Consider the following 23,677-nt stretch of genomic DNA (forward strand, 5'->3'; position numbering starts at 1 on the left):
ACACCAAGGCCGATTGCCTTGGTGTTTTCGCTTAAGAAACCTTCAAAGATTGATGGGGTTTAAAATCAAGTGATAGGAAATACTCTAATGTATCGTCCTTGATCTCTAACCATGGCATCGGTAATTGAGGGGCTAAAGTGTTGGTTTGAGTGGAACGATAACACTGTTCACGAAAGCCCATGATGTCTTTCTTTTTATCGTTTTGCCACGCTTTGAGGAGTTCTGCTTGCTTTTCCACTGCAAAGTCAGGGTAATCCGTTTGATTCACTAAATCACGGATGTAAGTTGCTTGGAAATCAATCGCCGCAAATGCGGAGGTTGCCGCTTGGCGTTTTGTTTGCCATGCATTCATATCTTGTTCGCGTGCATCGCTGTCTGGCAAGTTAAAGCGGCCAATCATATAATCGCGCGCAAGCCATGCTTGGGCATCAAACATATTAAAAGTAAAGTATTGATCTTGCATGCCTAAATAGATCAATTGTGGATGCTCTTGCCAAAAAATTCCTTTGTATAATGTTTCAGGATAGAGGCAATTGCTCGCCTGTAGGCGCAAGCGATCTTCTAAAAATGGGAAATGGAATTGATAACCCGTGCATAAAATCACTGCATCAAAGGCTTTTTGTGTGCCATCTTTGAAGTGGGCAACATTGCCATCAAAGTGCGTCAGCAATGGTACTTCTGCAATACCTTCTGGCCAATCAAAACCTAAAGGGCGAGAACGATAGCTGATGGTGATGGAGTTTGCGCCATATTTATAGCATTGTGTGGCAATGTCTTCTGCTGAATAGCTGCTGCCCACCAATAAAATGTCGCGGCCTTCAAACTCTAATGCATCCCTAAAATCATGGGCGTGTAAAACGCGGCCGGGGAATTGATCTAAACCATCAAAATAGGGCATATTCGGCGTTGAAAAATGGCCAGTGGCCACCACAACATAATCAAATTCTTCGGTCTCTTGTTGATCTGTTTTATGATTCATCACCGTGACGGTGAATTTTTCTGTGGCATCATCAAACGTCACCCAACGCACAGGGCATTCAAAGCGAATGTATTTGCGAATGTCTTGTTTGTTGATGCGCCCCATGATGTAGTCTTTTAACACTGCACGTGGGGGATAAGAGGGAATCGGCTGGCCAAAGTGCTCTTCAAATGAGTAATCTGCAAACTCTAAGCACTCTTTCGGTCCATTTGACCAAAGATAGCGATACATGCTGCCATGAACAGGTTCTCCGTGTTTGTCTAATCCTGTTCGCCATGTGTAGTTCCACATGCCGCCAATATCATTTTGTTTTTCATAACATACGATTTCAGGCAGATTTTCAACTCCTTGTAATCGCGCCGCTTCAAAAGCACGTAATTGTGCTAAACCACTGGGCCCTGCGCCCAAAATTGCAATACGTTTCTTTTTATCCAAAACATACTCCTTTTTAGTTGAGGAGCGGTTACCTTATAGAATCTTACCCCATAAGTCAATAGGTTAAATATTTGTATTTAATTATAAATATATGATTTTAATATATTTATTGGTATTTTTTATGGCTGTGTATGGGAAATATAAAAATTATGAATTTTATCGAAAAATATCTCAAAAATATTGAAGAATCTAAAAAGATATGAGCAGTTATCGTAAAATGAAAAATCCCGTCAAAACAGCGGGATATGTTCTTATTTATATAACGATGATTAATAAAAATCAATGCGCATGTTTGCGTAGAATGATCGTCCTTCAGATGGGAAAGATGCGTTATAGGCTGCATAATCTTTATTAAAGATATTATCAACACCTGCATTAAAGCTCACGCCTTTCCATTGTGGCGGTGTCACACTGATTTTAAGGTTATATAATTGATAGCCTTTATTTTTCTCATTGCTATGAGCAAATGCATAACTGCTGCTGCGAGCGGTCATAGATGGGGTGATTTCAAACCAATCAATCGGTTTAAATGTGGCATAGAGATAGCCAAAATGCTTTGGTGTATCTGTGACATGCTCATGAGAATCCTTATTTTTCATGTCTAAATAGGTATAACCACCACCTAAACGCACATAACGATTGATGTCATAATCTAATCCAAGTTCCAACCCTTTGCGTTCGACTTTACCAGATAAGTTGATGGTTTGATTCACAATGTAACCTGGGAAACGATGAGGGTTATTTTCTTCGCGAGCAATGACATTTTTAGATTGGCTGTAAAAGAGCGTTGCATCAAGATGTAAACCCTCTATTGGCATGCCGCTATAGCCTAAGTCAATGTTGATGGCACTTTCTGGTTTTAAACCAGGATTTTGTAGCGCAATGATGGGTGTTTTATCATAAACAGGGCATAATCGCTTATCAGATTTGAATTTTTTGTCTTTACAATTGACAGCGTTGTCACCATAGTTTGAATAGACTTCTTTAAAACTTGGGAAACGTGTTTTTTTACCTGCAGTGATGCGGAATGTATCAGTCTCTGATGGCTGATAAAAAAGTGCTGCTTGGAAGTCTGTCGCATCCATAGATGGCGCTAATAAAGAGCGTGCGGCAGGATATTGACCGATCAACGCTTGTGTATTTGCCCCAATGCCATCGGCATCTGCTTTACGTTTGGTATAGATTGCCCCAACTTGAGCTTCCCATTGTTCATTAAAGGTGATGGTATCCTCTAAAGCGATGGAGTAGAACTTCTGTGTGGCTTTTGTCTCTTCCTGCGTCATTTTTTTGAGGTCTTGATCAATGCCTTTATGGGTTTCACGCTTATAGCTCAGCATCAATTTAAAGAGATGATTTTGTACAGCTGTTGTGCCCAATTCTAAAGACGCACCAAAGGCTTTATCATCATAATGACTGGCTTGATTGGGTTTAAAGTTTAAGAGCGTATTTTTAAAGCCATCATGATAAATGCGTGGTTTAATGTAAACTTGATCATCAAAAAGCCATGTTTGGGAAACAAAGGAAACGGTTTCACGATCCCATTTTGGCCAAATCCATTCTGTTGGAATGATGCCGTTGCCTGTACCGGGATATTTTTTGGCTTCTTGTTTAGAATAGCTTAAAACGTATTCATCTGTGGCATTGGGCGTCCAACCCACTTTAATGTTCGCGCGGCGATCTTTGGTGTGATAGAGATATTGATCGCTATCAACTTGACGATTTGCACCATCTTTGCCATCAAATTTTTCTGCAAGGCGACTGTATTTGCGTGTGCGTTCAGATGCACCCACTTGTAGATACCAATTTTCTTGTAATGTGCCAACGTTTGCACTGATCTCTTTAACATCGCCAGTCGCTGTACCAAGGGTGCCAGAGAAATCAAAGGCGGAGCGTGGCTTTAATGTCACAATGTTAATGGCGCCGCCCATAGTATTATGACCATACATGACGGAGCTGTAACCTTTTGCCACTTGAATGGAAGAGACATCCGCCGTTGTAAAGCGACTCATGTCTGAATAACCATCATATGGAATGTAAACAGGAATGCCATCAACAAAAATGGGCACATAACGCAAACTATAACCACGAATGGATACGCTTGGTTCAAAGCGGCGGGCAGAGCGACCGCCAGCTGCGCCAATTGGTGAATCGTAGAAAACACCCGGTGTATATTGTAGAGCTTGTCCTAAATCTTTCGCCTCTAAAAGCTCAATGGTTTCGCGGTCAATGAAAGATTCAGAGGATTCTGCCGTGGTGATGGCATCTGCGGTCACCACAACCGTACCTAAGGTGAAAATGTTACTGTGTTCGGCTTTGTTCTCATCTGCCATTGCCATGCCAGATGTGCACAAAATCACCGCAGCGGCGACTTTTGTTAAAGTAAAACGGGGGGATGGATATTGCATACACTCTCCTAAAAATGCAATCAAAAATAGATGTTGAATTCGCCACTAAAAATTACGATGTTCTCCACGATAAAAATGCCCAGGGACGATGCATTGGCTTCACTGTCGGCAATTGGCTTTGGTGGTTATGATAATAATGGATGAGGCGATCGCGCTCATCTTCTGTCAAGGTGCCAATTGACCACTCAACAGAGCGCACAAACTCTTCTGCGGTTTGTGTCAATAGCTTTTGGGCACAATGGTTGGCTTCAATGAAATCCACACTCACGCGATAGCCTTGTTGATAGAGTAGGTTCATGGCATAAATGTAAGTGGGAAAACCGATGTCATCGCGCCCAATGGCTTTGAGGATGTCACGCTGAATGAAATCTTTATCCACCGTCATGCTCATGTAAACGGCTTTTTTGGCTTTGGCATTGAGCTTAGCCAGTGCATCTTCAATGTCAGCCACCATCGATGAGCGAGAAGAGACGCAAATGTCACATTCAGGGACATCGTGCCAATCATCTTCCCAAGATTTGAGAATGGTTTGATAATGATTGATCTTTTGTTCTGCGGCGCGCTCTGCCACCACTTCAAGCATTTTTGGACTGTAATCAAGCTCATAGACTTTCTCTAAGCCTGAAGCAACCGCTAAGCCAATGGTACCACCGCCGCAGCCCACATCTAAAAGAGTGGCCGCATCGGTCAAATCCATGCGCGAGACAAAGGCTTGAATGTATTGATCATTAGTGCAGCCTGTGCCTGAACGCATGTTGTCTGCTTTTTTATCCCAATCGGCAGACGTTTTCGGTTGGCGCAATGCTTGTGCAGCATGATTGCGATAAAGTTTTGCAAAATCAATGTCATAAATGGTGGTGGAATCAGACATGAAAAATCCTTCATTAAAACATATGGTTGAGATGTTTGTGGATGGTGTCCATCGGTAAGTCATACAACGTGGCAAGGTGCGTGGCTGTTAAACAATCTTGCGGCGTGCCTGCTTGAATGATTTTTCCTTGATGAAAAAGCACCACATGATCGCTGATGTGGGCAGCATGTTCTGGCTGATGGGTGGTGAGTAAAATGCTCATCCCTTCAGCTTTTAAGGTTTCAATGTGGTTGAGCACTTTTAACTGATTGCCAAAATCTAAACTTGCCGTGGGTTCATCCATGACGAGGATGGCGGGCTTTTGTGCCATTGCCCGTGCGATCAGCACCAATTGACGTTGTCCGCCACTGAGTTCTGTATAGGCTTGCGTTCGTAAATGGCTGAGGTTGAGTCGCTTAAGGCAGTCATGCGCGATGGCAAGGTCAGCCGCTTTTGGCGTTGCATGCCACGAAATATGTGCCGTTCGTCCCATTAATACCACTTCTTCCACGGTAAATGGAAAAACGTGGTGATGGGCTTGGGGCACATAAGCCATTAAGCGTGATAAAGCCGCATGTGAATAAGTGGTAATGGGCTTTTGATTGATCAAAACAGTGCCATCAATGGCGGGCAATGTGCCCAAAATGGTTTTGAGTAGGGTGGTTTTACCACAGCCATTGCCGCCCAGTAAACACGTCACCGCTTGACTCGGTAAAGCTAAATTTAAATCAGCCGCAATCACCTTTTTGCCATAGCCAATGGTTAAGTGCTCAAGCACAATATCCGTCATCGCTGACCACCTTTAATGAGTAAGCCCATAAAAAATGGCGCACCCACAAAGGCTGTGATGATGCTGATTGGCATCTCAATGGGGAAAAGGGTGCGGGCGATGGTGTCTGTGAGGAGTAAAAATGCTGCGCCTAAAAAAAGTGTGGTGGGCAGTAATTGACGAAAATCAGGGCCGATCCACAAACGGGCGATGTGTGGCACGACTAAGCCAATCCAACCAATGATGCCTGCCATTGAGACAGCCGCAGAGGTCATCAATGTCGCCGCGAGAATGAAGATAATGCGTAAATGTTTGATATTAACGCCAATGGATTTGGCCTCTTCATCCTCAAGGCTCAGTAAATTCATGCGCCAGCGCAAGAGATAAAGCGGAATGAGCCCGATGAGAATCAAAGGGACAATGATGACGAGGTCTTCTAACGTTGCCATGGTGAGCGAGCCCATCATCCAAAATGTCATGGTGGTCAATTGACTGTAGGGATCGGCTAGGAGTTTAAACAGTGAGATCAATGCGCCCAATAGAGAAGCCACTGCAATGCCAGAGAGTACCAAGGCTAAAACAGGATCTAAGCGGCGCACCAAGCGGGAGACCAAATAAACCAAGGAAACAGTGAGTAAACCGCCAATGAATGCCAAAAGTTGAATGCCCACCATGGAATATTCTAAAAATATGGCGATCACAGCGCCTAAGCCAGAACCCACAGAAACCCCTAAAATGTCTGGGGACACCAATGGATTTTTAAACATGCCTTGATACGTTGCGCCTGCAACAGATAAAGCAGCACCCACACAAATGGCGGCTAAAATGCGTGGCCAGCGGATGTGCCAAAGGACAAATTCTGCATCTGTGGCTTCTGAGTTTGTCCATAAGCTCATGAAAGCTTGCCACAACTCAGACAATGAGAGCGGGACTTTGCCCACAAGCATGGCAAGGATCATCAGTACAACCAGCAAAGTTGGCGCAATGAACAATCGTTTACGCATGCAGATCTCCAGAGAGCATGCTCAATGCCTCATCTGTCAGATCATATTGATAAAAGTGTTTAAAGTAACCGGTGATCCATTCTGCATATTCATCATAAGGCATGAGCTCAGGATAGAGAACGCGACTTAGCCAAATGGTGCCAAGCAATCGATTAATGCTTGGTGGGCGATCAAGCCAGCCATAAGGCAGCGTTGGGGCTAAATAAACGCGGCGATTTTTAACCGCATTGAGGCGTTGCCAAAGGGGTAAAGTATAAATTTTAGCATGAAATTCTGGATCCATCGTGATGATCACATCGGGCTGCCAGAGCATCAATTGCTCCATGGAAACACGTGCAATGATCTCATCACCAGCCGCCGCTGCCACATTATGGGCGCCCACCCAATCGAGCACTTCTGTATGAATCGAACCGCCTAAGCCTGTTTCTAAACCATCCGCACCGCGGGCAGAATAGACTTTCATTTCAGGCAATTGGGAAGATTTGGCGAGTAAATGTGTGCGATCAAGCATTTGAGTGGCATAATTGGCCAATTGATCGCCGCGCTCGCTGACACCTAAAATATCGCCCAAAGTTGAGAGCTGTTCAGGGCTGTCTTTAAGCGTGCCATCCATCAATACGTAAGGCACTTTGGTTTGTTGATGCACGCGCTCAGCGGTTGTGACATAGGTGGCGCTGATGCTGCCAATGTCCACAATGATGTCAGGCTTGAGTGCAATGATTTTTTCAAAGGATAAGGTTGAGCCTTTGCCGGCTAAGCGCCCTGTTAAAGGTAAATCACGAAACTTGGGGCTGAAAAAAGGTTGCTGCATTTTTGACAATGGGCGCGTTGAGAGTCCTAATAATTTTTCGGGGGTTAAACTCATCAATAAGACATCGGCAACAGGTCCTGCGCTTAAAATGCGTTGCACACTGTCTGCTTTAGGCAATGCGCCAAAGCTCTGTAGCAATGATGTGTTACGGGATTTAGCCCACACAAGGGCAGGGCAATGAGCCATTAACGCGGTGGCGAGAATGGATTTTAAAAAGGATCGACGATTATGCATGCAAGGCCTTCGATGCAGATACCATAGGAATGACCGATCAGCTTAAATTAACCGATATATATTGTCAAATATAGCGAAAAAGTCGCCTTGCCATTTCGATAATATCGGCTACAATGGCACGCTTCGTGGTTCGCAAACCTCCCACGCAAAAAAACTAAGGAATTTATTGTATGTATGCATTTACGCCTGAACAGCGCCGCCGTGCGTTGTATCAATTGTCATTTTTTCACATTTTAATCATTGCATCGAGCAACTATTTGGTGCAATTGCCCTTTACCATTTTTGGTTTTCACACCACATGGGGCGCATTTACTTTTCCATTCATCTTTTTAACCACAGATTTGACGATTCGCATTTTTGGTGCATCGTTGGCGCGGCGCATTATTTTTGTGGTGATGATGCCAGCGCTCTTGATCTCGTATGTGTTATCGGTGGTCTTCTTTAAAGGGCAGTGGCTCGGGTTTGGGGAGTTAAGTCAATTTAACCTCTTTGTGGCACGCATTGCACTGGCAAGTTTTTCTGCGTATTTAGTGGGGCAATTGATGGATATTAGCGTATTCAGTTATTTGCGTCGCAATCAACGCTGGTGGGTGGCGCCAAGTGCTGCGGCTGTTGTGGGTAATATGATTGATACTTTGGTGTTTTTCAGCGTTGCCTTTTATCAAAGCGATGATCCATTTATGGCAGCAAATTGGATGGAGATTGCATGGGTGGATTATGGCTTTAAGATCGTGATTTGTGCGCTGTTCTTCTTGCCTTTGTATGGTATTTTGCTCAATTACATCTTGAAAAAGATGTCTGATGCACAGCGTTTAGAAGATTCTAAGGATTATAGAATCCTTTAATTGGTCTTGGATTTTGGTGTCAATTGCGCTACTTTAGAAGTATCAATGGGCCTAAAAGAAAGGAGCATGTATGAAAACATTCATCAAACTAACAGCAGTTATGACCATGATTGGATTATTGGCAGGTTGTTCAACTTGGAACAGTATGAGCACTCGTGAAAAGGATGCTGTGGCTGGGGCAGGCGTTGGTGCTGTCACAGGTGCTTGGCTCTTTGATGGCGCGGTGCTCGGTACAGTGGGCGGCGCTGCCGTCGGTGGTCTCATTGGTGATCAAGTGGGTAAAAGCACAGATCATAAATAGTCATCAAAAGGCTTTGGAAACAAGGCCTTTTTTAAATGGTGATGACCAACTGACCGTCGGTTAATGTGTTTTATACTCAATATAAATGTCTTCATACAAAAAAATCCCCATTTCTGGGGATTTTATTTAATCAATGATTGCATGCGGATAAAAACGTGATAAATCCTGTGTGATCAGTGCTTTATCTTCACGGATACAAATGCCTGCCGATTGATCACCCACAACCCAGCTGCCAATCAATGTGGTGTTGTCCTCAAATTTTGGTAGGGGATAATAGGCTTGATGAATGTAGCCTTCTTCACCATAAGGACCTTCCGCTTCTGCCACAACTTGCCCACGATCCACAATCGAAATGTTGGCGCCTTCACGAGAGAAGAGCGGCTTTTTCACATAAGAAGATAAATTGCCGGCGGCGGCATCTTCTGCAAAATAGCTTTCCAACAAATTAGGATGATTCGGGAACATTGACCATAAGAGCGGTAAAATCGCTTTATTGGATAAAATGCTTTTCCAGCCGGGCTCGATCCACAAGGTTTTACGATTGTCTAAGTATTCTGCAAACTCTTCGCGGAACATCATCTCCCAAGGATAGAGCTTAAACATCGTGCGGATGATCTCATCATTCACATCTGTAAATTGCCCATATTCATTGATGCCAATGTCCTCAATGAACACAAAATCATTCGGTAACTCTGCATCTAAGGCACAATCTTGCAGATATTGAATGGTGCCGCGATCCTCTTCTGTGTCAGAGCAGCAGCTCAAATGCATGTGAGAGATGCCATGCCAGCTTTTAAAGAAGGCAAAGCGCTCGATGAGTTTTTCTTGAATGCTGTTGAACTGATCGGCATTGTCCGGTAAATGACCGGCAGCCATTTGATCTTCGAGCCAAATCCATTGGAAAAATGCGCTCTCATATAAAGAGGTTGGGGTATCTGCATTGTATTCCAACATTTTAGGCGGCGTTTTGCCATCATAGGCAAAGTCAAAGCGCCCATACAGTGAGGGATCTTTATCTTTCCATGATGTGGCCACAAAGTCCCACACATTTTCAGGGATGCGGAATTTTTTCAGTAAAGCTTCATTATTGATCACAAGCTCAACGGCTTCTAAAGACATTTGATGCAACTCATTGGTGGCATCTTCGAGCTCATCGATTTCGCGGCCAGTGAAGGCATAATAATGATCTTCGCTCCAATAAGGCTCGTCATACATCGTATGAAAATAAAAGCCATATTCCACAGCTTTTTCTTGCCAATCGGGGCGCGCGGTAATGGGGATGCGTTTCATTTAACCACCAAAAGATGTTGAGCGATTAGAAGAGGTGGCTTTAGAGGTTGAACCCGTTGAGCGCGATTGCGTGGCTTTTGATTGTGCCGCCATGCGCTGATTGTTCACCATTTGGCCAAATCCGCCACGTTTAACGGTGCCTACGGGCTTAGATTTCAGCTCATTTTTTGGCACAGAAACGGTGCGACCAGATTGCGCAGCGCCATAGCTTTTACCGGTGCTGTCATAATAGTTTGTTGGGCGGCCTGATGCATCTTTCGGAGAATAGACAGGTTTATGGGCAGCATTGTTGTTGCCCATCATGCCGCTCATGAGTTTACCCATCATAAAACCTGCAAGCAGTGGCATGAAGAAAGAACCGCCGCTCTCATTGCTGGCCATTTGTTGCGGATTGACAGCATTGTTAGCTTGTTGAACGGATTGGCAGTTTTCTGCGCCAAAATCTGCGGTACATTCTTCAATGGTGGCGTATTTAGGTGCCGTTTCAATGGCTTCTTTAATGGCGCCTTCATAAACGCTTTTACATTCTGCCACCATGTTTGGATTGTTATTGATGCAGTCATTGGCATCTGAATAAATGGTCAACTGTTCAGTGTCATTGCTGCTGCCACAAGCCACGACGCCAAAAGCAACTAAAAGGGAAACGGCCAGAGGTTTGAGTTTAAAGTTCTTACGAAACGTTGATTTATTAATAGAGTGTGTGCGTTTTTTCATAATGATTGATTCCTCAAGGATTAAAACGTGAGCACTTTGTCGCTCTCTTCGGTGATTTTCACAGCTTCGATCATGGTGGTGACGGTGGATAATTGGGCATCATCGCGGCGCTTTCTAAATTGTAAGCAAGTGCCGCATGAATAGAGCTTGCCGCCTAATTCAGCATATTTTTGCCATTGGGCTTGAATGTCAAAGAGCTCATGATCCATAAATTCCACTTCAACGCCGCTGTTCATTAAAAATGCGGTCACGGTGTGTCCCATTTCAATGGCGACATTCATGTAGCGAATGGCATTCCATGCTTTTTCAGTGTCATTAGAGGTAATGAATACACCAATTTTCATAACTCGATCCTTTCCTTTGATTGATGAGGCTTATTGTAAGCCTTCTGTGGTGCCTGTGGTGTGGATTTTATCGATCACTTGATAGAAATTCACGGGCGTTTGCGCACCTGCCACAGCATCTGTGCGGTTAAAGACAAAAAATGGCACACTTTTAATGCCAAAGCCCATGGCCTCTGCTAAATCCACATCTTTGGCTTGGCTGATGGTGTGATCCGTTAAAATGTCCGCAATGTTGATCGCTTCAATGCCCACTTCTGCTAAAATCGCCGCGAGTACTTGATCATCAGCAATATTTTCACCTTTGGCAAAATAGCCTTCAAATAAGCGCATGTTAAATGCACGAGATTTGTCTAAATGATGCTGCTGCACCCAAATGGCAACGCGGTGGGCAATCGTTGTGGTGACGGGAATCACTTTATCAAAATCAATGGTTAATCCAGCTTCTTTGGCATACACGACGGCATTGTCTGTCATGGCTTTTGCCCGATCAAGGGGCACATCATACTTTTGCGCAAGATTCTCATAATAAGATAACTCGGTTTCAAACGGCGCATCCGGCGACAATTCATACGCTTTAAATAGGAGCATCGCCTCTGTTTGATGTTCTGCGTTGAATGCATCTAACGCTAAATAAAAGTTATGCACGCCAATGTAACAAAATGGACAAGAAAAATCTGACCAAACTTCAATTTTCATAGTGACTCCTTCAATCTTTGCTGTGTGTATATTAACAGAGAAAAAAGTTCTATCATGACAATTTGCCGATGAATAGAGAGAAAAGGAGTAAAAATGTCCCCTTTGCGATTACTGATTTCAGAAAGTGTGGATCCGTGGTTCAATTTAGCGGTGGAAGAGACCATCTTTAATGAGATGGATCCGAATCAAAAAGTATTGTTTTTGTGGCGCAATGATCAAACGGTGGTGATTGGGCGCGCCCAAAATCCTTGGAAAGAGTGCAATACGCGTAAAATGGCAGAAGATCATGTAAAACTTGCGAGAAGACAAAGTGGCGGCGGGGCGGTGTTTCATGATTTGGGCAACACCAATTTTACCTTTATGGCAGGTAAGCCTGATTATGATAAAACGCAATCCACGCAACTCATTATACGTGCATTGGCCTCATTGGGCATTCATGCCACAGCTTCAGGGCGTAATGATCTCATCATTGAGCGCAATGGTGAAGTGCGTAAAATTTCTGGTTCTGCGTATCGGGAAAAAACGGATCGTGGCTTTCATCATGGTACATTGCTCATTGATGTGGATTTTACGCGTTTGGCCAATTACTTAAATCCTGATCCCAAAAAATTGGCGGCCAAAGGCATTTCATCCGTGCGTTCGCGCGTGGCGAATTTAACAGAAGTGCGCCCTGATTTAACGCATCAGATGATTTGTCAGGCGATTGAGCAAGAGTTTTGTGCGTTGTATGGTGGCAAGGTGACGGCAGAATACATCAGTGAAGCTCATCCGCCTGCCATTGATGGCTTTACGGCGCAATTTAAAGTGCAAAGCAGTTGGGATTGGAACTTTGGTAAAGCATTGGAGTTTAGCCATCATTTTGATGAACGCTTCACTTGGGGCGGCGTTGAGGTACAATTATTGGTGCAACAAGGTGTGATGACAGCCGTTAAACTCTACAGTGATAGCCTCTATTTATCGGCGCTTGAGGCTTTAGAACAAGCTTTAATGGGTCAGCGCTATAAAAAAGATGACATTCATGCTATTTTCAATGGCGTCATAGAACATCATCCTGAGGCACAGGACTCTTTAATAGAATTACAAAGGTGGTTTGTGCAGCAGATTCAATAAGATAATAACAACCAAGGAGTGAATCATGCATTACAAAAAAGGTGACAAAGTCAAACACCCAAAGCAAGAGGCTTGGGGCATCGGTTTGGTGTTAGAAGATCAGCGCGATGATAAAGTGCACATTCTCTTTGAACATGCCGGACAAAAGCTGTTATCGGTACAATTTTGCTCACCTGTGAAAGTGACGGTGGATGATTCACACTTGGCAATGAATCAACCGTTGGCGGAGCGCTTTTTAAGTCTCTGCCCAAAGGGTGTGGCGGATGTTAAATTTATCAAAAGAGTGACGCCATATCGTGATTTATCCGAGCAAGCACAAACTGAGCTCAATGAAGTGGATGTGCGCGCATGGTTAAAACGCGGTGAAGCAGATATGATCATTGCACGTTTGGTGGCATTGCTGAAAAGCGCACCGAAAGGACTCATTCAATCACCGTCTTTAGTCATTAAAGCGATTGAAAAGGGCAATCCCCATGAGTTGGCCACCCTTTGGTGTGATGCGGTCTATGGCAATGAGGATGAATGGTCGGTAGATTGGGCGGCGTTTGCTGAATTATTGAGTGAACTTGGCATTCATCAATGGAGCGTGATCACATCTCTTATAGCTTTAATGAAGCCGATGCAGCTAATCATTGTGATGCCTAAAGCGTTAGAATCCATTGCGCCATTGTTTGGCATGACGCTGCATTTAACGGATGATCTAGCCTTGAGTGATTATGATACGGCATTGGCTTTGGCGGCTAAAGTGAAACTCAATGCACAATCAGAAGGCATTGATTTGCACGATATGATTGATATTGCGGTCTATATTGGTTTATGTGCGAAGGCTTAAAGTTGTATTGTAGTTGAAATGTAGTTTTATGGAAAATTAGCACAAAGTGAAAGTGTTTCCCTAGGCGATGATTGAATACAAAATGCCCAGTTTAAAAATAAATTGGGCATGATTTTACGAAAAACTACTTTTTTACAACGTATCAATTATATTTAATAAACAACTGGTTATGTGCCAATAATGCCGCCATCAGTGCGTTGAATGACAACAGTTGCAGACCTTGGGCGGCGATTGTGGTGATTGGGCCAGCTTGAATATTGACTTGGGTTATTCGGATCCGCATTGCCTTTTGGTGGTTCACCAGGATGCTGAATGTTCACAAATAAGGTTTGATTGTCTGGCGTAAATGCGATGCCCGTAATTTCCGCCCCATTTGGCCCTGTTAAAAAGCGCTTAAAATAACCCTCTTCCGGATCCACCACCAACATTTGATTGTTGCCCATGCCAGCATATTCATGTTGATTGAGGGTTGACGTGGAGACATCTGTTTGCACCCACAACAAACCATTGTAATCAAACTTTAAGCCATCGGGGCTGCCAAAGAGATCGCCGCGGTGATTGGCCATGTGATTGCGCGCCGTGGTTTGATCACGGCCAGCGAGTGCTAAAATATCCCACGTAAAGGCATCCATTGCACCATTGCCATTCTCTTCATTCCAATGGATGATGTGCCCAAAGAGATTGTTAGCGCGCGGGTTCGCCGCATCCACATCGGGATAACCTTCTTTACCACGATTGCTGTTATTGGTGAGCGTACAATAAATGGAGCCGGGCACCAAAGGATTGGCGGCAATCCATTCAGGGCGATCCATTTTCGTTGCACCCACAATGTCCGCCGCTTTACGCGCATTGATCACCACATCGCCTTGATGATGAAAGCCATTGGCAGCCGTTAAACCATTTTTACCATAGATTAAAGGTAACCAATCGCCGCTGCCATCTTCATTGAATCTTGCGACATAGAGCGTCCCTTCATCCAATAATTGGCTGTTTTGTTTGCCTTTTTTGGGGTCAAAGGCATCTTTAGAGACAAATTTATAGATGTATTCAAAGCGCTGATCATCGCCCATATATGCCACAATTTGACCGGTTGGGGCAATGGTGAGTTCAGCACCTTCATGTTTAAAGCGCCCAAGGGCTGTGTGTTTAATCGGTGTGGCATTTGGATCTGTGGGATCAATCTCCACAATCCAGCCAAAGCGGTTGGGCTCATTTGGCGTTTGATCCACATTAAATCGCGCATCAAACTCATGCCAACGATACGCATCATCTTGATTGACAATGCCATAACGGGATTCTAATTCATTGAGTGCACCTTTTTTCACAAAGATGTCCGACCAATTCTCCTCACAGGTTAAATATGTGCCCCACGGCGTTTGACCATTGGCACAATTTTGTAGGGTGCCAAGCACCATTTCACCTTTCGGGTCAGCGGCTGTTTGCATCAATGGATGACCTTTGGCGGGTCCTTGAATGTGCATGGGTGTATGGGGCGTAATGCGGCGCGCATATCTTGATGGACGAACCACGCGCCATTGATGGCCATCTTTGATCACTTCAATGACAGACACACCCATGGCGTTTTGGCTTTTGAGTACTTTATCTATGTCCCAATTGGCATCGCCATCCGGGAAGAGTAAGCCATTGTCCACATATTCATGGTTCATCACCAATAAGCCATGATTTGAACCCTTGTCTAAAGGAAAATATGCCATGCCATCATGATGCATGCCCGCTTGCGCCGCTTGATCTTCGGCGGTATTGCTGGCATCTTCATTAAATTTTGGTCCATTGCCTTGAATCCCCACAGGATCACCCCATTGATAAAGCACCTCTGCTTGATAACCTTTGGGGACGATCACATCATCTTGTGTGGAAAATGGCACGGATTGAAAGCGTAAATAGGGCGTTTTTCCATCAGTGAGTTGATTTTGACTGCTCGGTGCAATTGCTTTAGCCACATTGACCAATGGTAATGTAAAGAGCCCAAGCAAGCCTGCGCCCATGCCTGTTTTTGTGAGCACATCGCGGCGTGAACGTGGTTTATTGAGTAAAGTGGATAAGATTGGATTTGGGCTTAAATTGCTGATCGCTTCTGTGGTGATCTCAATGGTTTTTGGACGACCCATGATGATTTTCTCCTCGTTGTCAAAAGATGCACAAAAGGTTACGCAATCAATGTTGCACTTTTATGACAGGCGGAATCTATTCTGAAAGCAGGGGGAGAATTCATTATAATGGACACATTTGTTAACGACGATGATCAAACGAGGAAAACATCATGACGAAAGCACCAAGACCTGTGGTTTTATGTATTTTGGATGGTTGGGGTTACCGCACCGATATGAAAAACAACGCCATCATGGCGGCAGAAACGCCTAACTGGGAAGAATTTAAAACAGAAGGCGCATGCACATTGTTGAAAACGTCTGGCATGGCGGTGGGTTTGCCCGAAGGTCAAATGGGGAACTCAGAAGTTGGACACATCAACATTGGTGCAGGACGCGTGGTGTATCAAGATTTAACGCGCATCACAAAAGCATTTGAAAGCGGTGAATTTCAAAGCAATCCTGTGATTGAAAAAACCTTGGCGGATTTAAAAGCGTCCGGTAAAGCGTTGCACATTTTTGGTTTATTGTCAGATGGTGGCGTGCATGCGGATGAAGCGCACATTCATGGTTTGATTAAAGTGGCGGCGGATGCTGGCATTCAAGAGATTTATCTCCATGCCTTTTTAGATGGTCGCGATACTGCGCCACGCTCAGCACAAACATACATTGAACGCGCAGAAGATACGTTTAAAGCGTGTGGCGTTGGCCGCTTTGCAAGCATCATTGGCCGTTATTATGCAATGGATCGTGACAATCGCTGGGAGCGCGTTGAACAAGCCTATGATTTAGTGAGCCAAGGCTTGGCAGAATTTAAAGCACCCACTGCATTAGCCGGTTTAGAAGCAGCGTATGCACGTGATGAAAATGATGAATTTGTTAAAGCAACCGTGATTGGCGATGCCGTTAAAATGATGGATGGCGATGCGGTGATCTTCATGAACTTCCGTTCTGACCGTGCGCGTGAATTGAGCTATCCATTTACGGAAGATGATTTCACAGGCTTTGTGCCAAAGTATCGCCCTAAATTGTCTCATTATGTCTGCTTAACGCATTATAAAGATGGTTTGCATGGTGAAGTGGCATTCCCACCTCAAAACATTGTCAATGGTTTAGGGGAAGTGGTGGCCAATGCAGGTTTGTCTCAACTTCGCATTGCAGAAACCGAGAAATATCCACATGTGACTTTCTTCTTCAATGGTGGCCGCGAAACGGTGTTTGAAAATGAAGAGCGCATTTTGGTCAATTCACCGAAAGTGGCAACCTATGATCTACAGCCTGAAATGAGCGCGCCAGAAGTGGCAGATAAATTGTGTGCGGCGATTCGTTCTGGCAAGTTTGATGTGATCATCTGTAACTTTGCCAACCCTGATATGGTGGGTCATACCGGTGTATTTGATGCGATTGTCACGGCGATTGAAACCGTCGATGAGTGCATGGGTCATGTGTATGATGCCGTACAAGAAGTGGGCGGTGAGTTATTGATCACAGCCGATCATGGCAATGCAGAATTGACTTGGGATGAACACACCAATCAGCCACACACATCACACACTACAGGTCCTGTGCCATTGATCTATTTAGGTCGTGAAGCAACGTTGTCCCCAGATGGTGCGTTAAAAGATTTAGCGCCCACCATTTTGCATTTAATGGGTCTTGAGCAACCTAAAGAGATGACTGGGCACAACCTTGTACATTTTAAATAATGAATGGGAGATTCAGGATGAGAGATTTTCGACGATCCTTGTTAGTCGCCGCTGTACTGTCCTTAGTGTCTTTGAGTGGGCACAGTGTGGCATTAGGTTTAGAGCAGCCACCGGCTGCAATGAGTGATGTGCATGTGGATAATGTGATTGATTCAGTGTTGCCAGAAGCGCCTGAGCAAACATTACCCGTGCAACAATTGTTGCTCTTTGTGAATGTGTTTGAGCAGCTGAAAGCCAATTATGTGGATGATGTCACCGATGAAACCATGATCAATAATGCCATCAAAGGGATGCTCTCAGGGTTAGATCCTCATTCTGAATTTTATGATGCCGAAGCCTATAAAAAGGTGCAAGAGACCACAACGGGATCGTTTGCTGGCCTTGGCGTTGAAGTGGTGAGTGAAGATGGTTTGATTCGCGTGATCTCCCCAATGGATGGTTCACCTGCGAAAAAAGCAGGCATTGAAGCGGGCGACTTGATCATTAAAATTGACTCAACCGCTGTGCAATCCATTGATGTGGCAAAAGCTGTGGACATGCTCAAAGGTGAACCTGGCACAGAAGTCACTTTAACTGTGATCCGCGAAAAAGAGCGTGCGCCTTTAACCTTTACAGTGGTCAGAGACATCATCAAAACAGAAAGCATTAAAAGTGAACTCATTGATGATGCATTTGGTTATGTGCGTTTGAGTCAATTCCAAGACAGATCTGCTGAAGAGATGCGCACGGCCATCAATGAATTGATGCAGCAAGCTCGCGCGAAAAAGAGCAGTTTAAAAGGCTTGGTGCTTGATTTACGCAACAATCCGGGCGGCGTTTTAGACCAAGCCGTGGGCATTTCTGATCTCTTTTTAGAGTCTGGTTTGGTGGTGTACACGCAAGGAAAATCACCTGAAACACGCATTGATTTTGCGGCGACGGAAGGGGATATTTTAAACGGTGCACCTTTAATTGTGTTGATTAATGGCGGTTCTGCTTCTGCCTCTGAAATTGTGGCAGGCGCCCTTCAAGATCAAAAGCGTGCCATCATCGCTGGTGAAAAGAGCTTTGGTAAAGGCTCAGTACAAACAGTGGTGAATCTAATGGATGGGCAGGGCATGAAATATACAACCGCTCTTTATTACACGCCATCAGGGCGATCGATTCAGGGTGAAGGCATTGTGCCAAATATTGAGTTGTTGTCGTTGAATGTGGATTCAGAGAACAATTCAAACTTCATTCGTGAAGAGAATTTAGCCAAACATTTGAACAAAAATGGCGATGGGGATCAAACCATCACCACATTTGCTCAATCTAAGAAAACCCGTGAAATTGCGGTGGTGGACAATCAATTGTATGAGGCATTGAATTTATTGAAGAGTTTAATCTTCATGCAAGAAAACACCCAATAAGCAGAGACTTCCAACCATTTATCATTCTCTCCTTCGGGAGAGATTTTTTTGAGAGCGATCATGGAAAATATAACGGTTCAAGGGGCGCGTACCCACAATTTAAAAAACATTCATTTGACCTTGCCGCGCAATCAACTGATTGTCATCACAGGTTTGTCAGGATCAGGTAAATCCTCACTGGCCTTTGATACACTCTATGCCGAAGGGCAACGACGTTATGTGGAATCTTTATCAGCCTACGCACGACAGTTTCTTTCCATGATGGATAAGCCGGATGTGGATCACATCGAAGGTTTATCACCTGCCATCTCCATTGAACAGAAATCCACTTCACACAATCCGCGCTCAACTGTGGGCACGGTGACGGAGATTTATGACTATCTGCGTCTTTTATTTGCACGCATTGGCGTGCCCCATTGCCCAACGCATCATTTGCCACTCAATGCTCAGACGGTGAGCCAAATGGTGGATCAAATTCTCGCCCTTGAGGAAGATTCACGCATTATGCTGCTTGCCCCAATTGTGCGTGATCGTAAAGGCGAACACATTAAGCTCATTGATGGGTTAAAGGCACAAGGTTATTTGCGTTTACGCATTGATGGGCAAGTGTATGAGATTGATGAGTTGCCCGAGATCAACCCAAAACAAAAACACAGCATTGAAGTGGTGATTGACCGCTTTAAAGTGCGCAGTGACATTGCCCAACGTTTAGCGGAATCCATTGAAACTGCATTGGGGTTATCAGAAGGCTTAGTGTACGCCGTTGATATGCAAAATCCTGAGATTGAGCTCCATTTCTCAGCCAATTATGCGTGCCCGGAATGTGGTTTTTCTTTGCCAGAGCTTGAGCCGCGTTTATTTTCCTTTAATAATCCTACGGGTGCGTGTCCAACGTGTGATGGTTTGGGCGTCAGTCAATTTTTTGATCGCACCAAAGTGATCACAGATGGCGATCTCTCTTTAGCCACAGGGGCGATTCGGGGTTGGGATAAACGTGCTTTTTATTATTACTCCATGATTTTATCTTTAGCGAAACATTATAAATTTGATCCTGAAGCACCCTTTAATGCATTGCCAAACAAGATTCAAGAGATCATTTTAAATGGCTCAGGCACAGATGAGATTAATTTTGAATACTTTGGCTCAAATGGCAAAGTGGTGCAGCGCACACATGCATTTGAAGGCATTTTACCGAATTTAGAGCGCCGTTACCGTGAAACAGAATCCCAAAGCATGCGTGAAGAGCTCGCTAAATATTTAACCTCGTGCCCATGTCAAGCGTGTGGTGGTGCGCGTTTGAATCCTGCGGCGCGCAATGTGTTGATTGATGATCATTCCATTGATCAAGTGACGGCGATGAGCATTGAGGATGCATTGACTTGGTCATCATCGATGGCTTTAACTGGCGCGCGTGCGGAAATTGCTGATAAAATCCTCAAAGAGATCAATGAGCGCTTAGGCTTTTTAGTGAATGTGGGCTTAGATTATTTGAATCTGTCCCGTTCAGCAGAGACATTATCCGGCGGTGAAGCGCAGCGCATTCGTTTGGCCTCACAAATTGGGGCAGGTTTAGTGGGCGTCATGTATGTATTGGATGAGCCTTCCATTGGTTTGCATCAGCGTGATAATGATCGCTTACTCAAAACCCTCATTCACTTACGGGATTTAGGCAATACGGTCATTGTGGTGGAGCATGATGAAGATGCAATGCGCGCGGCGGATTACATTGTGGACATTGGGCCCGGTGCGGGCGTGCATGGTGGGCATGTGGTGGCAGAAGGTACAGCTGAAGAGATCATGGACAACCCTAATTCCTTAACGGGTAAATATTTATCGGGTGAATTGTCCATTGCAGTGCCAAAAACGCGCACGCAAAATGATCCTGAAAAACAGCTCACCATTGTGGGTGCAACCGGCAATAACCTAAAAAATGTGACGGTGAATATTCCTGTGGGTTTATTGACGTGTGTGACGGGTGTCTCAGGCTCAGGTAAATCAACACTCATCAATGATACATTGTATCCATTTGCAGCGAATGCTTTAAATCGCGCCAGTCAAGAAGTGGCACCTGTGAAAGAACTGAAAGGGCTTGAGCATATTGATAAAGTCATTAACATTGATCAAAGCCCCATTGGGCGCACGCCGCGCTCGAATCCTGCCACTTATACAGGATTGTTTACGCCGATTCGTGAGCTGTTTGCAGGCACCGCAGAAGCGCGTGCTCGTGGCTATACCGCGGGGCGATTTAGCTTTAATGTGAAAGGCGGACGCTGTGAAGCGTGTCAAGGCGATGGTTTGATTAAAGTGGAGATGCACTTTTTGCCAGATGTGTATGTTCTGTGTGATGTGTGTAAAGGTAAGCGCTATAACCGCGAAACATTGGACATTCAATACAAAGGTAAAAACATCAGTGAAGTTTTAGAGATGACTGTGGAAGATGCGTGTGAATTTTTCTCTGCCATTCCTGTCATTCATCGCCGCTTAACAACATTGATGGATGTGGGTTTAAGTTACATTACATTGGGGCAAAATGCCACGACATTATCGGGCGGTGAAGCCCAGCGCGTGAAACTCTCCCGTGAATTGTCAAAGCGTGACACTGGTAAAACCCTTTATATTTTAGATGAGCCGACCACAGGTTTACATTTTCATGACATTGCCCAATTATTAAGCGTCATTCATACCCTTCGTGATCAAGGCAATACCATTGTTATCATTGAGCATAATTTAGATGTGATCAAAACAGCCGACTGGATTGTTGATTTAGGTCCCGAAGGCGGTTATAAAGGAGGGAGGGTGATTGGAGAAGGCACCCCTGAAATGATTGCAAATCATGCAGACAGTGCCACCGGTCACTTTTTAAAAGATTTCTTATAAGAATTCATCATTGAGGATCGTACGCGTATGAAAAAACTGCCCCTGACAAATCCTGCAACAAAAACAAAATATAGCGACTTAGCAGGTGCCATCGAGATTGATTGGGAAGGTCGTATTTCTAGCCTTGTGGCTTTGTGCCGCGAAAAAGGCATCAATATGGATCAATATTATCTGATTGGCTTTGGCTTTGTGAGTTTTGAAGCGGACTATGTGACGTGTAAAGCCGTTTTGCTTGACAGCACGAAGTATGGTCAAACCTTTCAAGAGGTGGAAGATTCAGTGACAAAATTGCATTCTGTAGAAGCGGTGCAAAAAAACTTTCAAATCCCCTATGCAGAACTGGAAAAATATATTAAACATATTAATGCGCTGGTATTTACAGATATCGGTTTGGCCATTAATGAGGTGACCATCAAAGAGAATTTGGCAGATCATCATTATGACAGTGATGATTTACCACAATATAGTTAGAACAAAGGATGAAAGATGTCAAACAATACAATTGATTGGGATAATTTAGGATTCAGTTATATTCAAACGCCATACCGTTTTGTGGCTAAACATGAAAATGGCATGTGGCAAAAAGGTGATTTAACGGATGATCCGTATTTAAAAATTCATGAAGGCTCCACGGCGCTTCATTATGGCCAACAATGTTTTGAAGGCTTAAAAGCGTATCGCACGAAAGATGGCAGCATTAACTTATTCCGTCCGTATGAAAATGCGCGTCGTATGAATGAGAGTGCGCGTCGTCTTCGTATGCCAGAGATTCCTGAAGAGATGTTCGTAGAAGCAGTGAAAGCCGTAGTGCGTGCAAATGAAGATTTTGTACCGCCTTATGGTAAAGGGGCAACCTTATACTTGCGTCCGCTTTATATTGGCGTTGGGGCAAACATTGGCATTAAACCTGCACCTGAATACATCTTCACGATTTTCTGTATGCCTGTGGGTCCTTATTTTAAAGGTGGCTTAGCGCCAACGAATTTTATTGTCTCTGATTATGATCGTGCAGCGCCAATGGGTACAGGGGCTGCCAAAGTGGGTGGTAACTATGCGGCAAGTTTATTGCCAGGTTATGAAGCGCATGAGCGTAATTTCTCAGATTGTATCTATTTAGATCCAGCAACCCATACAAAGATTGAAGAAGTGGGTTCAGCAAACTTCTTTGGCATCACGCATGACAATAAATTTGTGACGCCTGTGTCACCTTCTATTTTGCCATCCATCACAAAATACTCCTTGTTGCACATTGCTAAAGAGCGTTTAGGCATGGAGGCGATTGAAGGGGATGTGTATGTCAATGAGTTAGATCAATTTGCAGAAGCGGGTGCTTGTGGTACAGCGGCTGTGATCTCTCCGATCGGTGGCATTCAAATTGAAGATGATTTCCACGTTTTTTACAGCGAAACAGAAGTGGGCCCTGTGACAGAGAAATTATACAATGAATTGGTGGGCATTCAATTTGGTGACATCGAAGCCCCTGAAGGTTGGATTGTAAAAGTTTAAGTTAAAAAAATTGCGCAATGAATGTCAAAGCTGGCCAAATGGTCAGCTTTTTTGATTTATTTTTATACAATTTTGGTCAAGATTTGGCGGCGATTGATGGCTAAAAATGATGAAATTTTTGACGAATGTGGATGAAGATATGCCGCGCCCATACATCTGTTTACATCAATGATTCGGGGCGATTTTGCTCCTACAAAACTTTACACAATCGCTGTATGTTTCTAATTCAATGGCAATAGTCGATTCAATGGTGGCGCTGTGATCGTTTAATTACGTTAATGAAAAACGGCGAAGATGAGCCAATATTTTTCGTTGCCCTAGATGAAACATTACATCTTTACTACTTTTTGATTGACATGGGCAAATGTGCGCTTCAATCAAAAGGAGGCATTTAAGGATTGAATCTTTCGAAAAAGTCCATTATAAAAGTAGAGCAATAAAAATCTTTTAAGAGAATTTATTGTGATTAA

20 protein-coding genes and 1 riboswitch are annotated in these 23,677 nt (G+C 44.1%); of the genes, 9 read left to right on the forward strand and 11 right to left on the reverse strand.

The features are described from left to right. Window positions 1–31: 31 nt before the first annotated feature. The 6 genes from B143_RS0102715 to B143_RS0102740 all read right to left on the reverse strand — a co-directional run bounded on the left by B143_RS0102715 (window position 32) and on the right by B143_RS0102740 (window position 7,487). On the reverse strand, window positions 32–1,414 hold the full coding sequence (locus tag B143_RS0102715; protein ID WP_018122099.1) for a flavin-containing monooxygenase: 1,383 nt from the start codon (window positions 1,412–1,414) through the stop codon (window positions 32–34). Window positions 1,415–1,683: 269 nt separating this feature from the next. Beyond that, complete coding sequence (locus B143_RS0102720) at window positions 1,684–3,819, reverse strand: TonB-dependent receptor plug domain-containing protein (protein ID WP_018122100.1); 2,136 nt, start codon at window positions 3,817–3,819, stop codon at window positions 1,684–1,686. A gap of 52 nt (window positions 3,820–3,871) precedes the next feature. After that, window positions 3,872–4,690, reverse strand: coding sequence for a class I SAM-dependent methyltransferase (locus tag B143_RS0102725; protein ID WP_018122101.1), 819 nt, complete (start codon window positions 4,688–4,690; stop codon window positions 3,872–3,874). Window positions 4,691–4,703: 13 nt separating this feature from the next. Next, entirely contained in the window at window positions 4,704–5,459 is a 756-nt protein-coding gene (locus B143_RS0102730) for an ABC transporter ATP-binding protein (RefSeq protein ID WP_018122102.1), read from the reverse strand. Then, on the reverse strand, window positions 5,456–6,442 hold the full coding sequence (locus B143_RS0102735) for a FecCD family ABC transporter permease (RefSeq protein WP_018122103.1): 987 nt from the start codon (window positions 6,440–6,442) through the stop codon (window positions 5,456–5,458). Before B143_RS0102735 ends, B143_RS0102730 begins: the two co-directional genes overlap by 4 nt. Beyond that, entirely contained in the window at window positions 6,435–7,487 is a 1,053-nt protein-coding gene (locus B143_RS0102740) for an iron ABC transporter substrate-binding protein (RefSeq protein WP_018122104.1), read from the reverse strand. Before B143_RS0102740 ends, B143_RS0102735 begins: the two co-directional genes overlap by 8 nt. A 119-nt stretch (window positions 7,488–7,606) precedes the next feature. Further along, window positions 7,607–7,651: riboswitch (PreQ1 riboswitch) on the forward strand. Window positions 7,652–7,657: 6 nt separating this feature from the next. Here B143_RS0102740 and B143_RS0102745 point away from each other — a divergent pair. Together B143_RS0102745 and B143_RS0102750 are read left to right on the forward strand one after the other, a co-directional pair. Then, the gene (locus B143_RS0102745) at window positions 7,658–8,332 is read left to right on the forward strand and encodes a 7-cyano-7-deazaguanine/7-aminomethyl-7-deazaguanine transporter (protein ID WP_018122105.1); all 675 of its coding nucleotides are present in this window, start codon (window positions 7,658–7,660) and stop codon (window positions 8,330–8,332) included. Window positions 8,333–8,402: 70 nt separating this feature from the next. Then, window positions 8,403–8,633, forward strand: a complete 231-nt coding sequence (locus B143_RS0102750; protein ID WP_008314693.1) for a glycine zipper 2TM domain-containing protein — start codon at window positions 8,403–8,405, stop codon at window positions 8,631–8,633. A 126-nt stretch (window positions 8,634–8,759) separates the two neighbouring features. Here the strand turns inward: B143_RS0102750 and B143_RS0102755 are convergent, their stop codons facing one another. Genes B143_RS0102755 through B143_RS0102770 form a run of 4 tightly spaced genes read right to left on the reverse strand, consistent with a single transcriptional unit; the run spans window position 8,760 to window position 11,677 of the window. Continuing rightward, complete coding sequence (locus B143_RS0102755; protein ID WP_018122106.1) at window positions 8,760–9,923, reverse strand: glutathionylspermidine synthase family protein; 1,164 nt, start codon at window positions 9,921–9,923, stop codon at window positions 8,760–8,762. Then, window positions 9,924–10,637 carry a DUF1190 domain-containing protein gene (locus tag B143_RS0102760; RefSeq protein ID WP_018122107.1) on the reverse strand — a complete coding sequence of 238 codons (714 nt, stop codon included), beginning with the start codon at window positions 10,635–10,637 and terminating at the stop codon, window positions 9,924–9,926. A gap of 20 nt (window positions 10,638–10,657) precedes the next feature. Beyond that, entirely contained in the window at window positions 10,658–10,981 is a 324-nt protein-coding gene (locus B143_RS0102765; protein ID WP_018122108.1) for a DsrE family protein, read from the reverse strand. Between the two features lie 30 nt (window positions 10,982–11,011). Next, entirely contained in the window at window positions 11,012–11,677 is a 666-nt protein-coding gene (locus B143_RS0102770; RefSeq protein ID WP_018122109.1) for a DsbA family oxidoreductase, read from the reverse strand. Between the two features lie 93 nt (window positions 11,678–11,770). Here B143_RS0102770 and lplA point away from each other — a divergent pair, with 93 nt between their 5' ends. Both lplA and B143_RS0102780 read left to right on the forward strand, forming a co-directional pair. Next, complete coding sequence (gene lplA / locus B143_RS0102775) at window positions 11,771–12,787, forward strand: lipoate--protein ligase (RefSeq protein ID WP_018122110.1); 1,017 nt, start codon at window positions 11,771–11,773, stop codon at window positions 12,785–12,787. A gap of 25 nt (window positions 12,788–12,812) precedes the next feature. Beyond that, window positions 12,813–13,619 carry a DUF3553 domain-containing protein gene (locus tag B143_RS0102780; RefSeq protein ID WP_018122111.1) on the forward strand — a complete coding sequence of 269 codons (807 nt, stop codon included), beginning with the start codon at window positions 12,813–12,815 and terminating at the stop codon, window positions 13,617–13,619. A gap of 167 nt (window positions 13,620–13,786) precedes the next feature. Here B143_RS0102780 and B143_RS0102785 read toward each other — a convergent pair whose 3' ends face one another. Further along, window positions 13,787–15,748 (reverse strand): PhoX family protein, encoded by a 1,962-nt coding sequence (locus tag B143_RS0102785; RefSeq protein ID WP_018122112.1) that lies wholly within the window; start codon window positions 15,746–15,748, stop codon window positions 13,787–13,789. A gap of 152 nt (window positions 15,749–15,900) precedes the next feature. Between B143_RS0102785 and gpmI the strand changes: the two genes are divergently transcribed. Genes gpmI through B143_RS0102810 form a run of 5 tightly spaced genes read left to right on the forward strand, consistent with a single transcriptional unit; the run spans window position 15,901 to window position 23,207 of the window. Beyond that, window positions 15,901–17,433, forward strand: a complete 1,533-nt coding sequence (gpmI, locus tag B143_RS0102790; RefSeq protein ID WP_018122113.1) for a 2,3-bisphosphoglycerate-independent phosphoglycerate mutase — start codon at window positions 15,901–15,903, stop codon at window positions 17,431–17,433. 17 nt (window positions 17,434–17,450) lie between these two features. Beyond that, complete coding sequence (locus B143_RS0102795) at window positions 17,451–18,824, forward strand: S41 family peptidase (protein WP_246782759.1); 1,374 nt, start codon at window positions 17,451–17,453, stop codon at window positions 18,822–18,824. A gap of 60 nt (window positions 18,825–18,884) precedes the next feature. Continuing rightward, window positions 18,885–21,701, forward strand: a complete 2,817-nt coding sequence (gene uvrA / locus B143_RS0102800; RefSeq protein ID WP_018122115.1) for an excinuclease ABC subunit UvrA — start codon at window positions 18,885–18,887, stop codon at window positions 21,699–21,701. A 27-nt stretch (window positions 21,702–21,728) separates the two neighbouring features. After that, the gene (locus B143_RS0102805) at window positions 21,729–22,172 is read left to right on the forward strand and encodes a hypothetical protein (protein WP_018122116.1); all 444 of its coding nucleotides are present in this window, start codon (window positions 21,729–21,731) and stop codon (window positions 22,170–22,172) included. A 15-nt stretch (window positions 22,173–22,187) separates the two neighbouring features. Continuing rightward, a complete protein-coding gene (locus B143_RS0102810; protein WP_018122117.1) occupies window positions 22,188–23,207 on the forward strand; it encodes a branched-chain amino acid aminotransferase in 1,020 nt (339 codons plus the stop codon). The last annotated feature ends 470 nt before the right edge of the window (window positions 23,208–23,677 follow it).

The organism is Wohlfahrtiimonas chitiniclastica DSM 18708, assembly GCF_000375345.1.
GTDB lineage: Bacteria > Pseudomonadota > Gammaproteobacteria > Cardiobacteriales > Wohlfahrtiimonadaceae > Wohlfahrtiimonas > Wohlfahrtiimonas chitiniclastica.